General features: G+C 39.9%; 19 protein-coding genes. 9 read left to right on the top strand and 10 right to left on the bottom strand.

Translation table 11 applies throughout. The features are described 5' to 3' along the window. The first annotated feature begins 4 nt into the window (after positions 1-4). Positions 5-1,399 (top strand): RagB/SusD family nutrient uptake outer membrane protein, encoded by a 1,395-nt coding sequence (locus P767_RS0109585; RefSeq protein WP_216593230.1) that lies wholly within the window; start codon positions 5-7, stop codon positions 1,397-1,399. Positions 1,400-1,471: 72 nt separating this feature from the next. Here P767_RS0109585 and P767_RS0109580 read toward each other — a convergent pair whose 3' ends face one another. The 3 genes from P767_RS0109580 to P767_RS0109570 all read right to left on the bottom strand — a co-directional run bounded on the left by P767_RS0109580 (position 1,472) and on the right by P767_RS0109570 (position 4,515). Continuing rightward, entirely contained in the window at positions 1,472-3,028 is a 1,557-nt protein-coding gene (locus P767_RS0109580; RefSeq protein ID WP_026764325.1) for an Rne/Rng family ribonuclease, read from the bottom strand. Positions 3,029-3,343: 315 nt separating this feature from the next. Further along, on the bottom strand, positions 3,344-4,204 hold the full coding sequence (locus P767_RS16650) for a tetratricopeptide repeat protein (protein WP_051417274.1): 861 nt from the start codon (positions 4,202-4,204) through the stop codon (positions 3,344-3,346). Positions 4,205-4,230: 26 nt separating this feature from the next. Further along, on the bottom strand, positions 4,231-4,515 hold the full coding sequence (locus P767_RS0109570) for an HU family DNA-binding protein (RefSeq protein WP_026750914.1): 285 nt from the start codon (positions 4,513-4,515) through the stop codon (positions 4,231-4,233). Between the two features lie 163 nt (positions 4,516-4,678). On the opposite strand from P767_RS0109570, the gene mutY reads away from it, so the two are divergent. Genes mutY through P767_RS0109535 form a run of 7 tightly spaced genes read left to right on the top strand, consistent with a single transcriptional unit; the run spans position 4,679 to position 11,502 of the window. Next, positions 4,679-5,779: an A/G-specific adenine glycosylase gene (gene mutY / locus P767_RS0109565; RefSeq protein ID WP_051417273.1), complete on the top strand. Its 1,101-nt coding sequence runs from the start codon at positions 4,679-4,681 to the stop codon at positions 5,777-5,779. Positions 5,780-5,837: 58 nt separating this feature from the next. Further along, entirely contained in the window at positions 5,838-6,227 is a 390-nt protein-coding gene (locus P767_RS16645) for a single-stranded DNA-binding protein (RefSeq protein WP_051408659.1), read from the top strand. A gap of 46 nt (positions 6,228-6,273) precedes the next feature. Next, positions 6,274-7,617, top strand: a complete 1,344-nt coding sequence (gene gldE / locus P767_RS0109555; protein WP_037352600.1) for a gliding motility-associated protein GldE — start codon at positions 6,274-6,276, stop codon at positions 7,615-7,617. Further along, entirely contained in the window at positions 7,610-8,215 is a 606-nt protein-coding gene (gene gldD / locus P767_RS0109550; RefSeq protein WP_026764322.1) for a gliding motility lipoprotein GldD, read from the top strand. The genes gldE and gldD overlap by 8 nt, the downstream gene beginning before the upstream one ends. A gap of 19 nt (positions 8,216-8,234) precedes the next feature. Beyond that, the gene (locus tag P767_RS0109545) at positions 8,235-8,828 is read left to right on the top strand and encodes a DUF3109 family protein (RefSeq protein ID WP_026764321.1); all 594 of its coding nucleotides are present in this window, start codon (positions 8,235-8,237) and stop codon (positions 8,826-8,828) included. Next, positions 8,821-10,197 carry a LutB/LldF family L-lactate oxidation iron-sulfur protein gene (locus P767_RS0109540; RefSeq protein ID WP_026764320.1) on the top strand — a complete coding sequence of 459 codons (1,377 nt, stop codon included), beginning with the start codon at positions 8,821-8,823 and terminating at the stop codon, positions 10,195-10,197. Before P767_RS0109545 ends, P767_RS0109540 begins: the two co-directional genes overlap by 8 nt. Before the next feature lie 3 nt (positions 10,198-10,200). Further along, on the top strand, positions 10,201-11,502 hold the full coding sequence (locus tag P767_RS0109535) for a DUF7033 domain-containing protein (protein WP_026764319.1): 1,302 nt from the start codon (positions 10,201-10,203) through the stop codon (positions 11,500-11,502). On the opposite strand, the gene P767_RS0109530 is transcribed toward P767_RS0109535, so the two are convergent. The 5 genes from P767_RS0109530 to P767_RS0109510 all read right to left on the bottom strand — a co-directional run bounded on the left by P767_RS0109530 (position 11,472) and on the right by P767_RS0109510 (position 18,168). After that, positions 11,472-12,368 (bottom strand): DMT family transporter, encoded by an 897-nt coding sequence (locus tag P767_RS0109530; protein ID WP_051417272.1) that lies wholly within the window; start codon positions 12,366-12,368, stop codon positions 11,472-11,474. The genes P767_RS0109535 and P767_RS0109530 overlap by 31 nt on opposite strands. 5 nt (positions 12,369-12,373) lie before the next feature. Continuing rightward, positions 12,374-13,867 (bottom strand): bifunctional phosphoribosylaminoimidazolecarboxamide formyltransferase/IMP cyclohydrolase, encoded by a 1,494-nt coding sequence (gene purH, locus P767_RS0109525; protein ID WP_026764317.1) that lies wholly within the window; start codon positions 13,865-13,867, stop codon positions 12,374-12,376. Between the two features lie 41 nt (positions 13,868-13,908). After that, entirely contained in the window at positions 13,909-15,939 is a 2,031-nt protein-coding gene (locus P767_RS0109520; RefSeq protein WP_026764316.1) for a ComEC/Rec2 family competence protein, read from the bottom strand. A gap of 64 nt (positions 15,940-16,003) precedes the next feature. After that, positions 16,004-17,197: a carbamoyl phosphate synthase preATP-grasp domain-containing protein gene (locus P767_RS16640; RefSeq protein ID WP_084799900.1), complete on the bottom strand. Its 1,194-nt coding sequence runs from the start codon at positions 17,195-17,197 to the stop codon at positions 16,004-16,006. Positions 17,198-17,349: 152 nt separating this feature from the next. Further along, entirely contained in the window at positions 17,350-18,168 is an 819-nt protein-coding gene (locus tag P767_RS0109510; RefSeq protein ID WP_026764315.1) for a CHRD domain-containing protein, read from the bottom strand. Between the two features lie 116 nt (positions 18,169-18,284). Between P767_RS0109510 and P767_RS17680 the strand changes: the two genes are divergently transcribed. Next, positions 18,285-18,827: a DUF4136 domain-containing protein gene (locus P767_RS17680; protein ID WP_051417271.1), complete on the top strand. Its 543-nt coding sequence runs from the start codon at positions 18,285-18,287 to the stop codon at positions 18,825-18,827. 39 nt (positions 18,828-18,866) lie between these two features. On the opposite strand, the gene P767_RS0109500 is transcribed toward P767_RS17680, so the two are convergent. Then, positions 18,867-20,147 carry a Y-family DNA polymerase gene (locus P767_RS0109500; protein WP_026764314.1) on the bottom strand — a complete coding sequence of 427 codons (1,281 nt, stop codon included), beginning with the start codon at positions 20,145-20,147 and terminating at the stop codon, positions 18,867-18,869. A gap of 43 nt (positions 20,148-20,190) precedes the next feature. Continuing rightward, positions 20,191-20,628 carry a LexA family protein gene (locus P767_RS0109495; RefSeq protein ID WP_026764313.1) on the bottom strand — a complete coding sequence of 146 codons (438 nt, stop codon included), beginning with the start codon at positions 20,626-20,628 and terminating at the stop codon, positions 20,191-20,193. Positions 20,629-20,631: the final 3 nt, after the last annotated feature.

Below are 20,631 nucleotides of genomic sequence, written 5' to 3'. Positions count from 1 at the left end.
TATTATGAAAATATTAATCAACAACATGAGTAATTACTTCAAAGCTGCATTGCTTTTAGGTACTATTACACTGGTAGGTTGCGAAAAAAGATTGGACATTGCACCAACAGCTAGTATAGCGGATAATCTTGCATTAAATACAGAAGGTGATGTTTTGGTTACCCTGGTAGGTGCATATGATGGTGCACAAAGTGCCGCAGCTTATGGCGGTGATATCATGGTTTTAAATGATGTTATCGGCAACTCTACCAATATTAACTTTACAGGAACTTTTGCTGGCTTATCTGATGCTTATCAGACGCAGATGGTTTCTGATAATAACTTTGCTCGTGATACCTGGGCAGCTTGCTACAACACCATTAATCGTTGTAATAATGTGTTAACAGCTGTTGCCAAAGTAACTTCATCTACTGCTAAGAAAAATTCAGTAGAAGGGGAAGCTTTAATGTTAAGAGCATCCATGTATTTTGAATTGGTAAGATTGTTTGCCAAATTCGTTGGAGATGGAGACTATGCTACCAACCCGGGTGTTCCATTGGTTTTAACCCCAACTGGTAACGTAACAGATGCAAACTATCCTGCAAGAGCTACCGTAAAAGCGGTGTACGATCAGGTAATAGCAGACTTAACCAAGGCTGAAACCTTGTTGCCAACTTCAAATGGCAATTATGTAAGTAAATGGGCTGCTGCTGCTCAATTGAGCCGTGTATACCTTATGATAAAGGATTATGCTAATGCAAGAGATGCTGCTAACCGTGTTATTACTGGTAGTGGTAAGTCTTTGGCTGCTAATTTTGGCAACAACTGGTTTACTTTCATTAACAATGCAGGGGCAACTCCAGGTGAATACCTGTTTTCTTTGAAAGTAACTGCACAGGATGGTACCAATTCACAGAACACTTATTTCGGCAGAGCTATCGGAACTATTCCGGGAACTGCTGGAAGAAGCGATTGTAAAATCAGAACTAACCATATCAATGCATATGAGAATGGTGATTTCAGAAAAGGCTACTTTACTTTAAGTGGTGGTAACTACTATACCAATAAGCACCTTGATCGTTTTGGTGATGTTGCTATTATCCGTTTAGCTGAAATGTATCTGACTCGTGCAGAGTGTAATCAGCGTCTGAATACAACTGTAGGAGCAACTCCTTTGGCTGATATCAACAGAATCAGAACCAGAGTTGGTTTGGGATCATTAGCTGCCGTTACTTTGGATGATATTACCAAAGAGCGTTCTTTTGAATTGGCTTTTGAAGGTCATTATTTAATAGAAGCCAAGCGTTTACAAACTGCAGTTGGCACATTGGCCTGGAATGATCCTAAGTTAATTTTACCAATTCCAAGAAGAGAAACTGACGTAAACAAGAATCTTGTTCAAAACGCAGGATACCAATAAGCGAATTGTTTGCTTGCATAATAAACCCCGGTTCAGTTATCTGACCGGGGTTTTCTTTTATTTAAAGCTGAGTTATAGTTTAATTTCCTCTTCGTGCTCGTTAAAGAAACGGAACTCAACTATATGGTAATTATTATTAGACTTAATCTTGATTTTTGTTTTAAACTTCTTATTCCATTTTCTAATAATGGAACTGAAGAAAAGGCCCTTCGTTAAATGCGAATACACAATTGGATTTACAACGAGTGTAAGGTTATTATGTGCATGAGAAGTTAAATAAGACAAGCGCTTTTCAATTTCATCCTCTAACAGAAGGCTCGATGTTATTTTTCCTGAACCCTTGCAAACCGGGCAGTTTTCTGAAGTATTGATATTTACTTCAGGACGCATGCGCTGGCGGGTTATCTGCATCAGCCCGAATTTAGAAATAGGAAGAACAGAATGTTTGGCACGGTCTGTTTTCATGAATTCTTCCATTGCTTCCTGTAATTTTTTCTTATTGTCAGGAAGTTTCATGTCAATAAAATCAACTACAATAATACCGCCAATATCTCTTAATCTAAGTTGTCGTGCAATTTCCTCAGCCGCCTCCATATTGGTTTGCAGGGCATTCTCTTCCTGATTATTGCTTACACTTTTATATCCGCTGTTCACGTCTATTACGTGTAGTGCTTCTGTATGTTCAATAATTAAATAGGCACCACTGGGTAAATTAACGGTTTTGCCAAAAGAGCTTTTTACCTGTTTGGTAATGCCGTAATGATCAAAAATAGGAAGGCCATTCCCCTGGAACAAACTAACAATATCCTGTTTATCCGGAGCAATGCGTTGAATATAAGACTGTGTATCAGCAAAAATGGTTTGATCATTCACCACCACTTTATTGAAGTCGGCATTTAAAAGGTCGCGCAGAATACTGGTGGTTTTTGTTTCCTCACTTAAGATTCTCACAGGAGCAACCGCACCCTTCAGTTTTTTTTGAATGCTATTCCAATTCTCAATGATGCCCAAAAGGTCCTGATGTAGTTCTGCGGTACTTTTTCCTTCCGCAGCAGTTCTTACTATAATACCAAAGTTTTTAGGCCTTATAGCTTCCACTATTTTATGCAGTCGCTTTCGTTCTTCTCCGGAATGAATTTTTTTGGAAACAGCAACAATTTCATTGAACGGGGTAACAACCACGAATCTCCCCGGAAGGGAGATTTCACAACTTAATCTGGGGCCTTTTGCTGCAATGGGTTCCTTCAGAATCTGAACCAATACATTGGGCTTACCATTTAGTACTTCGTTGATTTTTCCTGTTTTTATAATTTCAGGTTCTGTCTGAAATTTGGAGAAATCAAAGCCATTAGGATCCATGTCGTGAATGGCCATTTGGGTGTACTTGATAATTGATCTGGCGTAAGGACTTAAATCGGTATAATGTAAAAAGGCATCTTTTTCGTATCCAACATCAATGAAAGCTGCATTTAACCCAGGGATTAGTTTTTTTACTTTTCCCAGATATAGGTCACCCACAGCAAAGTTCATATCCGCACTTTCGCTATGAAGTTCCACCAGCTTTTTATCTTCCAGTAAAGCTATTTCCACGCCGGTTGGACCAGCATTTATAATTAATTCTTTGTTCACAGATTTGCAACTTTAAAATACAAAGACAGGAACCTAATTGCAGGACCTGACATCTACTTAAACTATTTATTGCTGCTGAATAAGGAGGAGGAGTAAAGTTGCAGAAATTCTGGAGGCAACAGCAAACAGTAGATAAGTATCAAAAGCATTGCACCACGGTGCAATGCTTTTTACTATTTTTCAAGAGAAGACCTATTTCTTCTTCTTATGACGATTCTTTCTTAGACGTTTTTTTCTTTTGTGCGTCGCAATTTTATGACGCTTTCTTTTCTTACCACAAGGCATACAAAGAGATTTAAATAGTTAAACAATAAATTATTTTTTCAATTCCATGATTCGGTTACTGAGTTCTTCCTTTGCCTGAGGTATTTTAACCAGCTCCCTTGCTTTTTCATAGTAAACAATAGCGTTGGTTTTATCTCCTTTAAGGTCGTAACACTCAGCTATATGAAATATAGCTTCAATGTTTTCGGGTTCCTTTTTCACTATCAGTAAAAATCGTTCAATCGCTTTGTCGTATTGTCCGCTTTTTTTACCTCCCAGTGCAAGCATCATTTGCCCATAAATATTATCCGGGTTTCTGTCTACTACTTTCTTAATCAGTGTAATTCCTTCCATAGGGTTGGTACTGATATTTCCGAAAAGGTAGCAGGCACCCAGTCCAATACTGCTTGAATCATTTGCAGGATTGATTTTAAGGGCATTTTCTAAAAGAACTTTCGCATTGCTCGCCAACCAGTTCTGCATGGCTGGATCACCAGACATCATTAACCGGTCTAAAAACAAGCGGGCGGCAAAGGTGAGGCTTTTTTCAGAATTTTCCAACTTCGCAGCCTCTGAAGTATAATATGCGTATAAATCGAACTTTCTGGCCGAGTCTAGCCAGAAACGTGCTATTTCATGATAAGCGTGTATTTGCTGGTCTTTTACATCCCCTCTGGTTACTGAATTTTCCAAGGCTGTCAGTCGCTGAGACTGAGATGGGGTAATACTTTCCTTTGCGGTCGCTAAAAGGGTATTGATGTCTATTTTCTGGGGGGAATCAGCTGAATGATCGTGTCCGTCATCTTCTGAATGTGTAACAGCCGACTTGTCTGGAACGGTTTTACCGCCAAAATACAAGGCAAAACAAAGTAAAAGCGCAAGGGCAGAAAGAACGTATTGTTGTTTTTTCACGGAAAGTTCAGTTTCTGCAAAGGTAACTACTTACGTTTGCTTTTCACCTCACTTACAAATTCTTTGGCAGGTTTAAAGGCAGGAATAAAATGTTCAGGGATTTCTACAGCTACATTTTTTTTAATGTTACGTCCAATCTTGGCTGCTCTTTTTTTGGTAATAAAGCTGCCAAAGCCGCGTATATAAATGTTTTGGCCTTGAGAAAGACTCTCCTTTACCTCCTTGAACATTGTCTCCAGTGTAACCAAAACATCTACTTTTGGTATACCTGTCTTTTCAGAAATGTTGTTGATGAGATCTGATTTTCTCATTATTAGTTGTTTTTTTAATAGGTATTTGGATTAAAGTAACTAAAAAAAGCTGAATTACCCAAAAAAACGGTTATTGTTTTTAAAGACAGTATCAAATCATTCAATTAGTTACAGTTGTAAATTTGATTATATATTAACTATTCCCTTCCAGAAACAACTACTTATGAGGAATAATAACAAGATAAAAGAGGCGGCAAAGCGGTTTTTTACCAATCAATTGATGGGTTGGAATCAGGATAAAAATAAACGAAATATGCCATGGAAGGGAGAGAAGGATCCATATAAAATCTGGTTGAGTGAGGTCATGTTGCAACAAACAAGGGTATCGCAGGGATTGGAATATTATAACCGTTTTGTGGCAGCTTTTCCAACCATTGTAGATTTGGCCAATGCTTCAGATGAGAAAGTATTCAAAATGTGGGAGGGTTTGGGTTATTATAGCCGATGCCGGAACCTATTGTATACAGCACGTTATATAAGTTATGAACTGGGGGGTAAATTCCCAGATGATTACAGTCGGATTATACAATTAAAAGGTGTGGGGCCGTATACCGCAGCTGCCATTGCATCTTTTGCCTATAATCAACCCTATGCGGTATTGGATGGGAATGTATTCAGGGTAATTTCCCGTTATACGGGAATTGAAACGCCTATAGATACCAATGCGGGAAAAATGGAATTCGGGGAATACGCTCAAACCTTACTGGATAAAAATCAGCCCGGATTGTATAATCAGGCCATTATGGATTTTGGAGCTACCGTTTGTAAGCCTGCTGCCCCTTTCTGTGGCACTTGTTTACTGTCCGGGCAATGTGTTGCTTTTTTGAACGGTCAGGTTAATCAGTTGCCGGTTAAGTCTAAGACAATCAAAAGAACAAAAAGATGGTTCACCTACTTTATTTTTCACACCAAAGGTTTCCTTGCCATCCGGCAAAGAAGGCAAAAAGATATCTGGCAGGGCTTAAATGAGTTTTATCTGTTTGAAACTGAAAAGCCAATCCAGTGGACGAACGAAAATGTACTGCAGTGGCTGGAACAGCAGCTGGCAATTGAATCGGCAAAGGTAAAATCCATATCTGCGGTACAGATTCAGCAATTAACCCACCAGCAGGTAACTGCTCAGTTTATTCATATTGATTTACCAACTGTTCCGGTATCATTGAAAAGCATGGATTGGATTCAGGAAAAAGAAATAGGTGAATTTGCCTTTCCCAGAATCATCAATGCTTATCTGGAAGCAATTCCGAATAAAAAAGTCCGTTGATGGTAAATAAATAAAAAATGGGTATTTTTAAGAAGCAAATTACCTAAATCAAATGCATATGCGCGGAGTTAACAAGGTTATGCTAATTGGAAATCTGGGCAAAGACCCGGATATACAGCAGTTGGAAGGAAATATTGGCGTTGCAAAGTTTCCCTTGGCTACCACCGAAACATACAAAGACAGAACGGGTAAACTGGTCTCTCAAACGGAGTGGCATACGGTGGTATTATGGAGAGGGCTGGCAGATTTGGCTGAAAAATATTTACACAAAGGAAGTTTAATTTATATAGAAGGACGATTAAGAACCAGAAGCTGGGAAGACAAGGAAGGCAATAAAAAATTTGCCACAGAAGTTGTAGCAGATAATTTAATTATGCTGGATAAAAAAATGGATGGAACGGCTGGTCCTGGTACAGGAGAGCCTGATTATGAATCTCTTCCGTTTTAATTGTAGCAGAAATGATATTTTTGCTTTTTAACCAAAATCCGTGACCTTGGATTATCACCCTGCAGTTGATTTATTATATACTCCCTATTTATTAAGCGCAGCGCAAGCGCAAGGCACTACCGTAATGGTAATGGTGTTGTTACTGTTGTTTTTCCTGTCTTTTGTTTTGTCAGGAGCTGAAGTAGCTTTTTTCTCTTTAACACATAAAGACATTAATCTGCTGCGCTCCAAGCAAATTCCACCTTACCAACGGATTGTTGATTTGCTGGAAGAACCCAAGTCTTTTCTTGCGTCCCTGTTAATTGCAAACAGTTTTGTTAATATTACCATCATCATCGTATCTAATCTTTTGATTGATAATCTTTTCAATTTTGAGCAATATGGTGCGGCATGGGTTGAGTTTATTATAAAAGTGCTGGCAGTTTCCTTTATGCTGGTATTATTTGGAGAAGTAATGCCCAAGGTACTGGCAACCCAAAACAATATTCGTTTTGCCAAGGATTTTGGCGGGATTGTACAGGCTTTAACCTATTTATGTGGTGGACTGGGCAAGAAATTGGTTAAGTATTCTGATAAATTTGAAAAAGCCCTGAGTAATAAAAATGGAAATGCCTATAGTCTGGAAGAACTGGATCATGCAATTGACATCACTACAGACAATACGGCTTCTGAAAATGAAAAAAATATTTTAAAAGGCATTGTGAAGTTTGGAAACATTACCGTAAAACAAGTAATGAAGACCCGCGTGGATGTTCACGGGGTAGATGAAGAAATTGATTTTCAGGATTTACTTTCTCTTGTGAAAGAATTGAATTACAGTAGGCTACCCGTTTACAAAGAGGGGCTTGATCATATAACAGGGATGATTCACACCAAGGATTTGTTGCCTTATCTGGACCAGCCGGCCAATTTTAACTGGAAGCAATTGTTACGTCCTCCCTTTTTTGTGCATGAGCAAAAAATGATTGAAGATCTGTTGAAAGAGTTTCAGCTCAAAAGGATACACTTTGCAGTGGTAGTGGATGAGTTTGGAGGCACCAGCGGAATAATTACGCTGGAAGATATTCTGGAAGAAGTGATTGGTGAAATTAAGGATGAGTTTGATGAAGAAGATGCCGGGTATAAAAAGCTGGACGACAACAACTATATTTTTGAGGGCAAACTCATGATTAATGATGTTTGTAAAATCATGAATATAGACCTGAATACTTTTGATGAATTAAGAGGGGAAAGTGATTCTCTTGCAGGGCTTGTTCTTGAGATAGCAGGAGAAATTCCTCAGGTGAATCAGGTAGTTCCAACCGATGAATTTGAATTCACCGTTCTGGAAGTGGCCAAGAACCGGATTGTAAAAGTAAAACTGACCATTAAAGAGCGCGGTGATGAATAAATGGATACTTGGGTTTTTACTATTTGTCTGCATTGGAATTTATGCCTGTAATAGTCCGTTTACACCCAAGCAAACCGGCTATTTTAAAATAGACTTCCCGGAGAAAAAGTATCAGTTGTTCAACGAAGCCGGTTATCCTTATAGCTTTGAATATCCTGTTTATGCAAATATCAGCAAAGACAGTACCTATTTTAATGAAACTACTGAAAACCCCTGGTGGATCAATATTGACTTTCCGCAATTCAGTGGTAGAATTTATATCAGTTACAAGCAGATTGGAGAGAAGAATAAGTTTGATACTTTAATAAAACATGCTTTTACTTTAACAGGTAAACATTCTTCCAAAGCTTATTCCATAGAAGACAGCCTCTTTAGTAATCCATACAATGTAGAAGGGGTGTTTTTCAGAGTTGGGGGGAATGTTGCCACCGCCAATCAGTTTTTTCTGACAGATTCAACCCGCCACTTTCTCAGAGGGGCCTTGTATTTTGATGCTACACCGAATGAAGATTCATTGGGTATTGTAAACCGTTTTCTGATTGAAGACGTGAAACACATTATTAATACATTTACCTGGCGAAAGCAAATAAAGCACTAATACGCAAACAATACTAACAATGATAGCAATTGATAATATTCTGATTAGTGATGAAGTGGTTGAAGAACAATTTGTTTGCGATTTAAGCAAATGCAAGGGCGGATGTTGTGAAGACGGTGATGCCGGTGCTCCAATGGAAAAATGGGAGCTGGAAAAATTAGATCAATACTTTGATGTAATTACGCCCTATTTAAATGAAGCAGGAATGGAAGAGATTAAGAGAGTAGGCAAATACACTTATGATAAAGAGTTTGGCTGGGTAACTCCAACCATTAACGGCGGTATTTGTGCTTACGGAAAAAAAGATGCAAGTGGCACCATTATCTGTGGTATTGAACAGGCTTATAATGATGGAAAACTCGACTGGAAAAAACCAATCAGCTGCCATCTTTTTCCGATACTCATCAGAAAAAGCAAGAAAGATCCTGATATTGAATATGTAAATTATCATCCCCGGGAAGACTTATGCAAGCCAGGATGTAAGCTGGGTAAGCAATTGAAGGTTCCGGTTTATGTTTTTCTGAAAGAAGCATTAATCAGAAAGTACGGCCCTGAATTTTATGAAGCATTGGAAGCTACAGCCAATGAATTAAAAAAGCAAAACGATGAGTAATACAGCAGCCAGTTTTATTGCCAAAAGCACCATCAAAGCTGCGGATCTGGAACATCGCAGAAAAATCAATTTTAATATTGGCAAGTACAATGCGGTAGTTCCTATTGGAAAAAAACAGTTTACCAATGTAATGGAAGCCAGGGAAATGGCGAAGATTAAGAAGTGGGATGCAATAGAACACCTTGATCAATATCTTGAAATGTTCGAGCAAAAGATAACAGAAAGAGGTGCAAAGGTTTTGTGGGCAGAAACAGCAGAAGAAGCATTAAAGCATATCGGCAAAATCTGTAGCGAGAAGCAATGCAAAACATTGGTGAAAAGTAAGAGCATGGTTACAGAAGAAATTCATCTGAATGATTTTCTGGAAAAAAATGGAATTGAAAGTGTAGAGACAGACTTGGGAGAATACATACAGCAACTGGACGGAGAGCCCCCTTATCATATTGTAACACCTGCCATGCATAAGAGCAAGGAAGACGTAGCACGTCTTTTTGCAGATAAACTGGGTGTACCCGGGGGATTAAGCCCGGAAGAATTAACTCAGGTAGCCCGACAAAAATTAAGAGAGAAATATATTGCTGCTGAAGTAGGTGTAACAGGAGCTAATTTTATTTTACCTGATATTGGTGGCATTGCTTTAACAGAAAATGAAGGAAATGGCAGACTAAGTTGTGCCTGGCCCAAAACACATATTGTGGTAGTTGGAATAGAAAAAGTTATTCCATCTGTTCAGGATCTCTCTTTATTCTGGCCATTGCTTTCCACTTTTGGAACCGGACAAAGAGTTACCGTATACAATACTATTATTACTGGCCCCAGACAAGCCAATGAAACGGATGGTCCTGAAGAAATGATTGTGATTTTACTGGATAATGGAAGAACCAATTTACTGGCCAGTAAATTGGCCAGGGAGGCATTGTATTGCATTCGTTGCGGGGCCTGTTTAAATGCCTGTCCTGTATATAAGAATATTGGCGGACATGCATATGAAACAACTTACAGTGGCCCTATTGGTAAAGTAATCACGCCTTATTTAAAAGGGCTGGATGAATATAAGCACCTGAGTTATGCTTCTTCTCTTTGTGGTAACTGCACTGAAGTTTGCCCTGTACGAATTAACCTGCATGAATTATTGCTGGATAACCGTCACGAAGCAGTGGTACAGGGGAATAGCAGTCTGGCTGAACGCATAGCCTGGAAAGCATGGAAAACCGCCAGTTTAAACAGGGTAATGATGAATGCGGGTAATGGGAAAATGAAAAACTGGATTGTCAATAAAATTTTTAAAGGATGGACAGCCCATCGGGCAGATCTGGATTTCAGCCCCAAGACTTTCAATGAAATGTGGAAAGAGTCTAATCAATCCTAGTATATGGGAGACTTGGGTTCAGATATTATTGTGTATTCACCAATAGCGAGTGCCCGACTGAACTATATTGTAAAATTACTATTTCAGGGAAGGGCATGTATCACGAATGATATTGCAGCATTCGTATCCTTTCCAGGAAAAAAAATCAATTATTCCTCGGCGTCACTGTCTGGAGTTGACTCTCAGGTAATACCACATACACTTTTATTTGAGAAAGAATTAAAGGAACAGCGTATAACCCTAACCAACTGGCAGGGTGTTCCGGTTATTTTTGAAACAACCGGTGGTACCATACCTTTTGATATTTTCGCTGCTTCTTTTTATTTAATTACCCGCTACGAAGAATGGCTGCCACATAATAAGGACTACCTGGGCAGGTATAACTATCAACAGTCTATTGCTTATCAGCATGGGTTTTTAGAGCAGCCTTTGGTAAATAGCTGGGTGGAAAAATGGGTGGTTCAAAACAACCTGCCCTATGCCAAACCCGCTTTCAGTTTCAAACCCAGTTATGATATTGATATTGCCTATAGTTATAAATATCATTCTATTCTAAGAAATATAGGAGGGTATTTTAAGGATTTACTGAATGCAAATTTTTCCGGAATAACAGAACGAGTTCAGGTATTGGCAGGCATTAGAAAAGATCCTTACGATGTGTATGATTGGCTGAATCAATTACATGAGCAATACAAACTTGATCCGATTTATTTTTTTCTGGTATCAGCCAAAAGGGACGCCATTCATAAAAACATTTCGCCTAACAGCAAAGGGATGGGCAATCTGATTCAAGGTATTGCGCGGAAATACAAAGTGGGTCTTCATCCTTCGGTACAGAAAATATTGGATGGTTATGAAAAGAAGCTGAGAAATGAAAAAATAATCATTGAAGAGCTTAGCGCAAAAAGCGTAACACAATCCCGCCAGCATTATATACAACTTCGTTTTCCGGATACTTATCAAGCCCTTCTGCAAGCTGGAATAAAAGAAGATTACTCAATGGGTTATCCAACTATTTCGGGTTTCAGGGCCTCTTATACAGGAGCATTCAACTGGTTTCATTTATTGAACAATGAAGAAACTTCTTTGAAAATTTTTCCGTTCTGCTATATGGATGCTACGCAGATATTTCATGAACGAAATACTCCGGAAGTTGCCAAAATAAAAATGGATTATTATTATCAGCAGTTTCAGCAATATGGTGGTTGCTTTATGCCCATTTTTCATAATCAGTTTTTAAGTGAGCAGGCCAATTTTGGAGAATGGTGTAGCATTTACGCTGATTTCTGTTTGCGTAAACTTTGATTAACCAGGTAAACACCTATGAGGGTGATGCAGGAACCAATGATAATTTCCTTGGTCAGGGGCTCCTTGATTAAATAGGATCCGATAACTATGGCAACAATCGGATTTACATAGGCATACAATGCAGCAACAGAAGCTTCCAGGTGTTTCATGGTATATAAGAATGCTACTACCGCTATTAATGATCCCATCATTACCAGATAGCTGATGGCATACCAGGTTTGTGCAGGAAAGGAACTGAAAGGAACCAGGTTACCTGTAACAGCAGCACCTGCAAACAGAAACAGAGATGCAAAAATCATTTCCCACCCAATGGCATAATAAGGATTCAGGGTAATTTGTTTTCTTGAAATGATAATGGTTCCCACGCTCCAGCTAAGCATGGCAATCACCGAAACCAGTATCCCAATCCAGTAGTTGGGCCCCTGGTGATGAAAAGCGTTGTCGTAAAAAACAATGGCAATGCCTGTTATGCCCAACACGATTCCCAGAAAGGTAACCCAGCCAATTTTTCTGTTCTTAAAAAATATTTTTTCAATGATAACAACACTTAAAGGATACAAAGCTGCAATTAAAGCTGCCAGTCCACTGGATATATATTTCACTCCTACAGTTGCGAGACCGTTGGCAAATACAAACAACAGAATTGACATCCCGGCTAACCAAAGCATTTGTTTGGGATTGGGTAATTTTTCCCCTTTCAATAAAAAGAAACCGGCAAAAAGCAAACCCGCAATCATTTGACGGGTAGCAGAAACCTGTAAAGCTGGAGCAGACTGAACCGCATACCGGCTGGCTACCCAGCTGGTTCCCCATACAATACTGGTTACCGAAAGAGCGAAATATGCTTTTTGCCTGGTAGTCAAATGAATTAATGTTTAAAATGTCTGGTACCGGTCATTACCATCGCAAGACCGTTGGTTACACAATACTCAACACTGTCCTTGTCTCTTACAGAACCACCGGGTTGAATAAATGCTTCCATGCCTGCAGCATGTGCAATCTGTACACAATCATTAAAAGGGAAAAAGGCATCGGAAGCCAGCACCGCACCCTTTAAATCGAAGTTGAATTGTCTGGCTTTTTCAATTGCCTGACGAAGGGAATCAATTCTACTGGTCTGTCCACATCCCTTTCCTACCAACTGCTTATCTTTTACTAATGCAATGGCATTACTCTTCAGGTGTTTGCAAATAATATTGGCAAAAGAAAGATTTTCCTTTTCTGTATCAGTGCAGGCTCTCGCACCTACTTCTTCCCATTTCTCAAAATTGCCTTCATCGGTATCCTGAATTAATGTACCATTCAGAATACTTTTTTGCATGGAAGCAGTTTTGAAATCTTTTTTGAGAAGCTGTAGTAAAATCCTGTTTTTCTTGGTTTTTAAAATAGTCAATGCCGCTTCTTCGTAAGATGGCGCTACCAATACTTCAAAGAATATTTCATTGATGGCCTCCGCTGTTGCTGCATCAATAGTTTTATTACAAACCAATACACCCCCGAAAGCACTTTCGGGATCTCCGGCCAATGCTGCATCCCATGCTGATTTTACTGTGGGTCTTGCCGCAACACCACATACATTGGTATGTTTGATAATAGCAAATACGGATTCCTGATAGTCACTGAAATCTGCAATAAGCTGAACAGCAGCGTCCACATCTACCAGGTTATTATAAGAAAGTTCCTTGCCGTTCAGTTGTGCAAACACGCCGGATAAATCTCCAACAAATTTTGCGTGCTGGTGTGGATTTTCTCCATAGCGCAGTACTTTTTCTTCACCCGGATTGAAGTAATTACTGATGGCAATATCGTAATGCATAACTATTTCAAAAGCTTTAGCAGCAAAAGCTCTTCTTTGTTCTATGGTGGTGCTTCCTTCCTGATTAATCAATAATTTTTCTAAATCTGCGTAACTGTCTTTTGCCGCAATAACAGTAACGTCTTTAAAATTCTTAGCTGCCGCTCTGATCATGGAAGGTCCGCCGATATCAATTTTTTCAATAATCAGTTTTTCTTCACTGGTGCTGCGCAATGTTTCCTCAAAGGGATACAGGTCTACAATTACCAGATCAATCTCAGGAATTTTATATTCCTGCATTTCCTGCAAATCCTGTGCTTCATATCTTCTGCCTAAAATGCCTCCGAATACAACCGGATGAAGTGTTTTAACCCTGCCACCCAAAATAGACGGATAAGTAGTCAGGCTTTCAACAGGTACGCAGGCAATGCCCAGATTTTCCAGAAAAGTCTGGGTTCCTCCGGTAGAATAAATAGTAATTCCCAGCTTCTGAAGCTGACGGGCAATGGGTTCCAGGCCGTCCTTATAAAAGACGGAGATGAGCGCAGATTGAATTTTTTTTTGCATATGTTTTGCTTTCAGCCCTTGGGCAGTTAATGGGGCAAAAGTTAGAGATTGTATTCAAAAGCACCTTTTTCAGGCACCGAATAATGGCGCAAATGTAAGCGCTCTGCTTCTTTTTTCCATTTTTGTATTTTCCACAATGGGTTACTGCTATCAAAAACCAGCAGGGACGCAGGAAAATACTTTGCAATTGCTTTCAGTGGAACTGCGTAACCATCGGTTACGATGATCAGGTGTAGGTTCGGTATTGTGCTTAAATCGGGAAAAGGAAGTTGTGGCCCGGTTACCAGAACCACTTTGTTGCTGCTTATTATAAAAGGTTTTTTTAATTCAACAGAAACAGGTTTGATGGGTTTTCCTGCCCTGTATAAAGTTCTGCCAGGTTTTACTACCTGATTCATTAAAACAGGATTGAATACAACTGCCGAGTCTCCTACAAACTGGTGCCCTAATCCCTCCATGATATCCATGGCACTAAGTTTGGGCGCATGATAGACGATTAGTTTTTTTTGTCGACTATAGTTCAGGCAATCTATTGAATGTATACCTAGAATAAGCAAAAAAGATCCAGCAGCTAAAAAAAAGTACTGTTTGTTTTTATGCAACAGCCACTGATACAATGCAATCAGACAAACAAAAATCAAAAGCATTTGCCAGCCATTGATTTGAATGTATTCTGTAAGGGCAAAGGGGAGTGAAGCTGTTTTTTGTATCAACTGATTCAATTGCAATAACAGCCAGTCAATACAGCCCCCCAATGGAATGGCAATAAACGAAAAAGGGGCAACCAATAGCAAGCCAATTAGCAGGTATAAAATGAGTCCGGAAACGGGAACTGCAATCCAGTTAGCTATCAGAAACAAATTGGGAAAACTGTGAAAATAATACAACAACAAAGGCAAAGTAAGCATTTGTGCTGCGAGTGTAATACTGCCCATTTGCCAGCTCATTTGCAGGAATTTATTTTTGAGATAAAGACTTTTCTCAATTGGCCTTGCAAAAAAAAGAATGCCAAGAACAGCCGCATAAGAAAGCTGAAAGCCGATATCCCAAAGGAATGCGGGTTTAAAAATGAGTAAACAAAAAGCGGAACCTGCCAGACTGTTCAGTTGATGGTGAGGCCTGTTCTGCTGCTCTCCCAGTAAGAGAAAACTGAACATAACAGCAGCTCTTAATACGGAAGCCCCTGCCCCGGTCAACATTGCAAATCCCCATAAAAAAAATAAGATGCAAAAGGTTCTGACAAACTTAAGTTGCCTGAACCTTGCAAAAGGCTTGAAAAGCAATAACAATAAACTGTAAATCATACCCAGGTGTAAACCGCTGATGGCAATAATATGAATCACGCCTGTATTGCTGTAGGCATTCATTAATGTCTTGTCCAGATGGGCTTTATAACCAATCAGCAATGCTTCTGCAACACCTCTTTCTCTGTTGTTTTTAATATATTGATGCAAAGTTTTCAAAACATAGTTTTTTGCTTTTTGCAGTAATGAACCTGTGATAGAAAGAGTATGCTGGCTGATGATATGATAATCTTTTTTAGTTAGATATACCTGATGGAAAATCTGCTGAGTAGCAGCGTATTGTTTAAAATTGAATCCACCTGGATTGGTGACGGATAAAATAGTGGCTGGTTTTTTAAATAGCTGAATTTCCACACCCTCATTGAGAGAATCAACAGGAATATGCACATTAAAATAGATCAGCAGTTTTGTCTGATGCATAGCTGCCACTGCCTGATAGCTATTGGCTTTTTTTACCGGAGTTTCCAGTAATATAGCCGTATTACTGATTCGTATATCAGCGGGTATACTTTTCTTGTATAGTAGTAAACCTATACAAATGAAAAGCAACTGTACAGACAAGCCAGTTATCCATCGTCGTTTAAAAAATGCGAAAAGCCTTCCGCGGCGATTGAAAACCCAAAGCAAGGAGCTCGCTGTAAAGACAGTCCCAATCAACCCATATGGAACTAATACATATTTGCCCAGCAATATTCCAATGATTAGTGCAAGGGTAATGCGAATCATGGGAAATTGCCACCAGCTTTGCGATGTATAAATTTTCGCCATGGAATAAACCTAAACAAAAAGGCCACAGTATTTTACTGCGGCCTTCAAAAAGGGTATTAATACCTTATCTGCTCAGGTTCATACTACGTTCTTTGTAGAGTGTTCTGAAATAAGGATCTCTGAGATCTTTAATAAAACGGATGGCTTCTCCGGTACTCTTCATTTCTGGTCCTAATTCTTTGTTTACGCCAGGGAATTTTTCAAAACTGAATACGGGTTCTTTAATAGCGTATCCTTCCAGTTTTTTCTCCATGGTAAACTCCGATAATTTGGCAGCACCCAACATTACTTTGGTAGCAATATTCAAATAAGGAATCTGATAAGCTTTTGCAATGAATGGGGTTGTTCTGGAAGCTCGTGGATTGGCTTCAATCACATACACTTTACCATCTTTAATGGCAAACTGAATATTGATTAGGCCGCGGATATTTAAGGCACGGGCAATTTTTTCTGCATAGAATTCCATGGTTTCAATTACCAGCGGAGTAAGATTGAATGCAGGTAAAACCGCATTGCTGTCCCCACTGTGAATACCTGCAGGTTCAATATGTTCCATCACTCCCATGATATGAAATTCCTCACCATCAAAAATGGCATCTACTTCTGCTTCCTGACATCTGTCAAGGAAATGGTCAATCAGGATTTTATTACCGGGAATATGTTTTAATAAACTGATAACGGCCTTTTCAACTTCTTCGTCGTTGATTACAATTCTCATCCTTTGTCCGCCAATTACATAGCTGGGTCTTACCAATACAGGGTACCCTACTTTATTAGCCACTTCAATTGCTTCATCTGCATTATAAGCGGTACCATATTCTGGATAAGGAATATTCAGTTCTTTTAATAAATCACTGAAACGGCCTCTGTCTTCTGCTATGTCCATGTTCTCGAAAGAAGTGCCCACAATGGGAATACCTTTTTCGTGTAAACGCTTCGCCAGTTTCAATGCAGTTTGTCCGCCCAGCTGAACAATAATTCCGTCTGGTTTTTCCAATTCAATGATTTCCCAAAGATGCTCCCAGAATACCGGCTCGAAATACAATTTGTCTGCCATGTCGAAATCTGTGGAAACCGTTTCAGGGTTACAGTTCACCATAATGGCTTCGTATCCGCATTCCTTAATGGCCAGAAGACCGTGTACACAACAGTAATCAAATTCAATTCCCTGTCCAATGCGGTTGGGGCCGCTACCTAAAACAATGATTTTTTTCTTTTTGGAGGGGATTGATTCGTTGGAGTTCAGAGTAGGGTTCATTTTTTCTAAGAATTCTGCAAAATTAAGGTCTCTGAACAATTTTGGCGGTTATTTTTTGAACTAACAACTCCGGATCTGGAGAGGAACACCGTTTTTCAATAAAAAACAGCCAACCAGGCCCCTGATTGACTGTTTACTATTAAAAAAAATATTTATCTGATCTGACCTCTGATTACGCCAGATGGTCTCATACTGGAGTGTACATTTACATAAAGCGCGTCATTTTTAATTGAATTCAAAATAGCCATACTGGGTGAAAAGATTTTTGTCATTCCAAAATCAGCAGCCGATTCACAGATGCCTATTAATACCCCACCATTAATTCCCGCAGCACCTGTATGAATATGTGCGGCACTCAAGGCATCACTCGACTCCAAATTGTTAACGGTTACTTTAGTATACAATTTGTTGTCTGTAGTAATTCTGATCAATGCCGTTCCTGTTGCGGTAGTAGTTACAGCCGGTACTTCATTAATACCTGACAATGCTACACTGGCTGCAAAATTCACTTCATTAAATAATTGTCCTCTTACAATACCAGAAGGTACTTGCATAGAGTGGATATTTACATATAATTCTGCTGTTCCTGCTTTTAAACTATCTATGAAAGATGCTCTTACTCCCTTTACACTTGCTTTAACCATACTGCCGGTAAAAGCGGGCATAAAGTCTAATACCACAGGGCCATTGGTTACCGGATCTCCGGCGTGAATATGTGCCATGGTTAAATTGTCTCCTGAAGCCAATCCTGTAACAGAGGCATCCATTGTAATGGAATTGTCGCTATATACTTTAATAGTAGCCATTCCTCTTTCTGTTCTTCCGGTTGGTTGCGGGTTTTCATTGGCTGCAGCCAGCGATACCATGATTTCTTTTACTACCTGTGCTTCAGGTGCAGAATCTGACTTTTTGCAAGAAGCAAAAATAGCCGTTGCGGCAAAGACGGTTGCGAATAGTTTGTAATTTCTCATAGTTTTTATTTTTACTTACGAGAAACCATTTGTTTTGGATTTCATCAGCCCCAAAGAATTAAAAATATTTAAGGTAATTTTGATATAATCTTTTAACCCTTTACAAAATACCTGGCATGAAGTATTTCATTATTAGTCTATTCACTGCCTTTTTGTTTTCCTGCGCCAGTCCACGAATTCTAGACGTAGCTACTGCGCCCGACGCCAATTTCAGCAACTACAAAACCTTTGCTTTTTACGAAGTAACTGCTTATGGAGATACCATTTCGGATCGGTTTAATGAGCGCATGGCGTATTTAAAAAAGGAAATTGCCCAAGAGATGGAACAGCGTCGTTTTACGCTGGTAGATAAAAATCCTGATCTGTTCGTGAATATTGGCGTAGCGGTTAAACTGGAAGTACAAACCCGCGAAACCACCTGGCCCCAGGATGGCATGATGCGTTATATGGGCCAGCGAAATTACAAATGGAAGTCAGAAGAAATTGAAGTAGGTCTTTACAGAAGAGGTGCCATAACATTGCATGTGGTAGATGCAGTAAAAAATCATATGCTCTGGACAGCAACCCTTAAGGGATCATTGCCAGACGACAGCACCAAGCTCAAAAGCTTTGCAGACAAAGGAATACAGACATTGTTTACCAAGTTCCCGGTGCAATAAGTTTTCAGTATACTACAGCAGCGTTAACAATGCTGAACTTTACATGACTTTCCGCAATTCATCCCATCTTGAAGTATAGCGCGGGCTTCGCAGTTCCTGTCGCATTTTCCAATTGCGTTTGGTGCCTGCTGCGGCAAATTGTACAATATCGTTGCGCATGGCAAAATTGATATTGTCAATGGCACTCATCAGTTTTCTGTTTTGTTGCGGAACAGCATCGGTAAATAAATTGCCCTGTACCGATTCATCGGGTACAAGGCCGCTCAGAATTACTCCTGCTTTTTTGTATACAGCGCCTTCCTCAAAAAGCTGATCCACTGCTGCTACGGCGGGTTTAATAAGCAAGTGTGTAGCAGAAGTAGCATAGGGCAAATGCACATAAGTGCCTACGCTATTGCCATGTCTGAATCTGCCTTCTGTTCTTTCCTGTTTGGGAATAACAAAAATATAAATGACCGAAGCGGCACTTTGTTGCCTTCTTAATTTTTCAGTTGCCCTGGTAATATAAGTGGCAATGGCTTCTTTAATCTGTTCCTTGCTGGTTACATTTTTTCCGAACATGCGGGTAGTGGCAATCATTTTTTTATTCAGCAAGGGATCTTTCATTTCAATACTTTGTACACCGTTCAATTCTCTTAAGAGCCGCTGTCCTACTACACCACCCAGGTTTTTCTGCACCCAGGCTTCCGGCATACTGCGCAGGTCGAAAGCTGTATTGATATTGTATTTACGCAATTTCTCCGCATACTGACGGCCCACGCCCCAGATATCTTCTACTGCTGTTTGCTGCAATGCAGTGGCCACTTTTTCGGGTGTGTTCAATACCATAATACAATTGGTAGCCTGCTTGTTTTTTTTCGCCAGCCGGTTGGCTACCTTACTCAATACCTTGGTAGCGGCAACGCCAATGGAGACTTTAATGCCGGTCCATTGTTCCACTGTATTTTTCAGGTGGAGCGAAAACGTCTCTAACTGATCGGGCTCAATATGACTGAGGGTTACAAAGCACTCGTCAACGGAGTAAACTTCTACCGCACCGGCGGGAAGGCATTGACGCAGGGTTTCCATCACGCGCCAGCTTAAATCCCCATATAAATTATAGTTAGAAGAAAAAGTATGAACACCCTTTTGTTGAATGAGTTCCTTTGCCTGAAAATAAGGGATACCCATGGCAATCCCCGCCTGCTTGGCTTCGTCGCTGCGCGACACAATGCATCCGTCGTTATTGCTTAGCACCACCACGGGTGCATTGTGCAGGGCAGGTAAAAAAAGCCTTTCGCAGGAACAGTAAAAACTATTGCAGTCAATTATTCCAATCATAAACATCTTTAGGCAAGTACAGTAATAATAACACAAAGCTTCTTCATACTGCGTGAATAGAATACGTAACGACTCCCCATACCTGGGCCCGTTCATCGAAGCCCCCGGTTAAAGGAATGTCTGCGAATTTTTTGTTCTCTGCCACCAGGGTTAACTGGTTAAAATTTTTATGCAAGCGCCGAACCAGCAATTCTCCGTCTAAAATGGCAATGATGATTTTACCGCTCACAGGTTTAATACTACGGTCTACAATTAAAGTGTCTCCGCTGAAAATACCTGCGCCCGTCATGGCATCACTGTTCATCCGAAAGAAAAAAGTAGCTGGTTTATTGTGCACCAGTTGTTCGTTCAGGTCTATGCCGCGCTCCATATAATCGTCGGCAGCAGCCCCGAATCCGGTGGCATTGGCCGTAGGAACTTCCCACTGCGAATACCGCTTGGAGCCCTTGTAGGCGGCCCCATACCCGATTTCCCCGTCCATAAA

This window comes from Sediminibacterium salmoneum NBRC 103935 (assembly GCF_000511175.1).
In the GTDB taxonomy this organism is placed as follows: domain Bacteria; phylum Bacteroidota; class Bacteroidia; order Chitinophagales; family Chitinophagaceae; genus Sediminibacterium; species Sediminibacterium salmoneum.
This window is presented reverse-complemented; position numbering and strand designations above follow the sequence as displayed.

Coding starts and splice junctions, on each gene's coding strand:
- P767_RS0109585 (WP_216593230.1), top strand. CDS start 5: ATGAAAATATTAATCAACAACATGAGTAATTACTTCAAAGCTGCATTG.
- P767_RS0109570 (WP_026750914.1), bottom strand. CDS start 4,515: ATGAGAAAATCAGATCTCATCAACAACATTTCTGAAAAGACAGGTATA.
- mutY (WP_051417273.1), top strand. CDS start 4,679: ATGAGGAATAATAACAAGATAAAAGAGGCGGCAAAGCGGTTTTTTACC.
- P767_RS16645 (WP_051408659.1), top strand. CDS start 5,838: ATGCGCGGAGTTAACAAGGTTATGCTAATTGGAAATCTGGGCAAAGAC.
- gldD (WP_026764322.1), top strand. CDS start 7,610: ATGAATAAATGGATACTTGGGTTTTTACTATTTGTCTGCATTGGAATT.
- P767_RS0109545 (WP_026764321.1), top strand. CDS start 8,235: ATGATAGCAATTGATAATATTCTGATTAGTGATGAAGTGGTTGAAGAA.
- P767_RS0109540 (WP_026764320.1), top strand. CDS start 8,821: ATGAGTAATACAGCAGCCAGTTTTATTGCCAAAAGCACCATCAAAGCT.
- P767_RS0109535 (WP_026764319.1), top strand. CDS start 10,201: ATGGGAGACTTGGGTTCAGATATTATTGTGTATTCACCAATAGCGAGT.
- purH (WP_026764317.1), bottom strand. CDS start 13,867: ATGCAAAAAAAAATTCAATCTGCGCTCATCTCCGTCTTTTATAAGGAC.
- P767_RS0109520 (WP_026764316.1), bottom strand. CDS start 15,939: ATGGCGAAAATTTATACATCGCAAAGCTGGTGGCAATTTCCCATGATT.
- P767_RS16640 (WP_084799900.1), bottom strand. CDS start 17,197: ATGAACCCTACTCTGAACTCCAACGAATCAATCCCCTCCAAAAAGAAA.
- P767_RS0109510 (WP_026764315.1), bottom strand. CDS start 18,168: ATGAGAAATTACAAACTATTCGCAACCGTCTTTGCCGCAACGGCTATT.
- P767_RS17680 (WP_051417271.1), top strand. CDS start 18,285: ATGAAGTATTTCATTATTAGTCTATTCACTGCCTTTTTGTTTTCCTGC.
- P767_RS0109500 (WP_026764314.1), bottom strand. CDS start 20,147: ATGATTGGAATAATTGACTGCAATAGTTTTTACTGTTCCTGCGAAAGG.
- P767_RS0109495 (WP_026764313.1), bottom strand. CDS start 20,628: ATGGACGGGGAAATCGGGTATGGGGCCGCCTACAAGGGCTCCAAGCGG.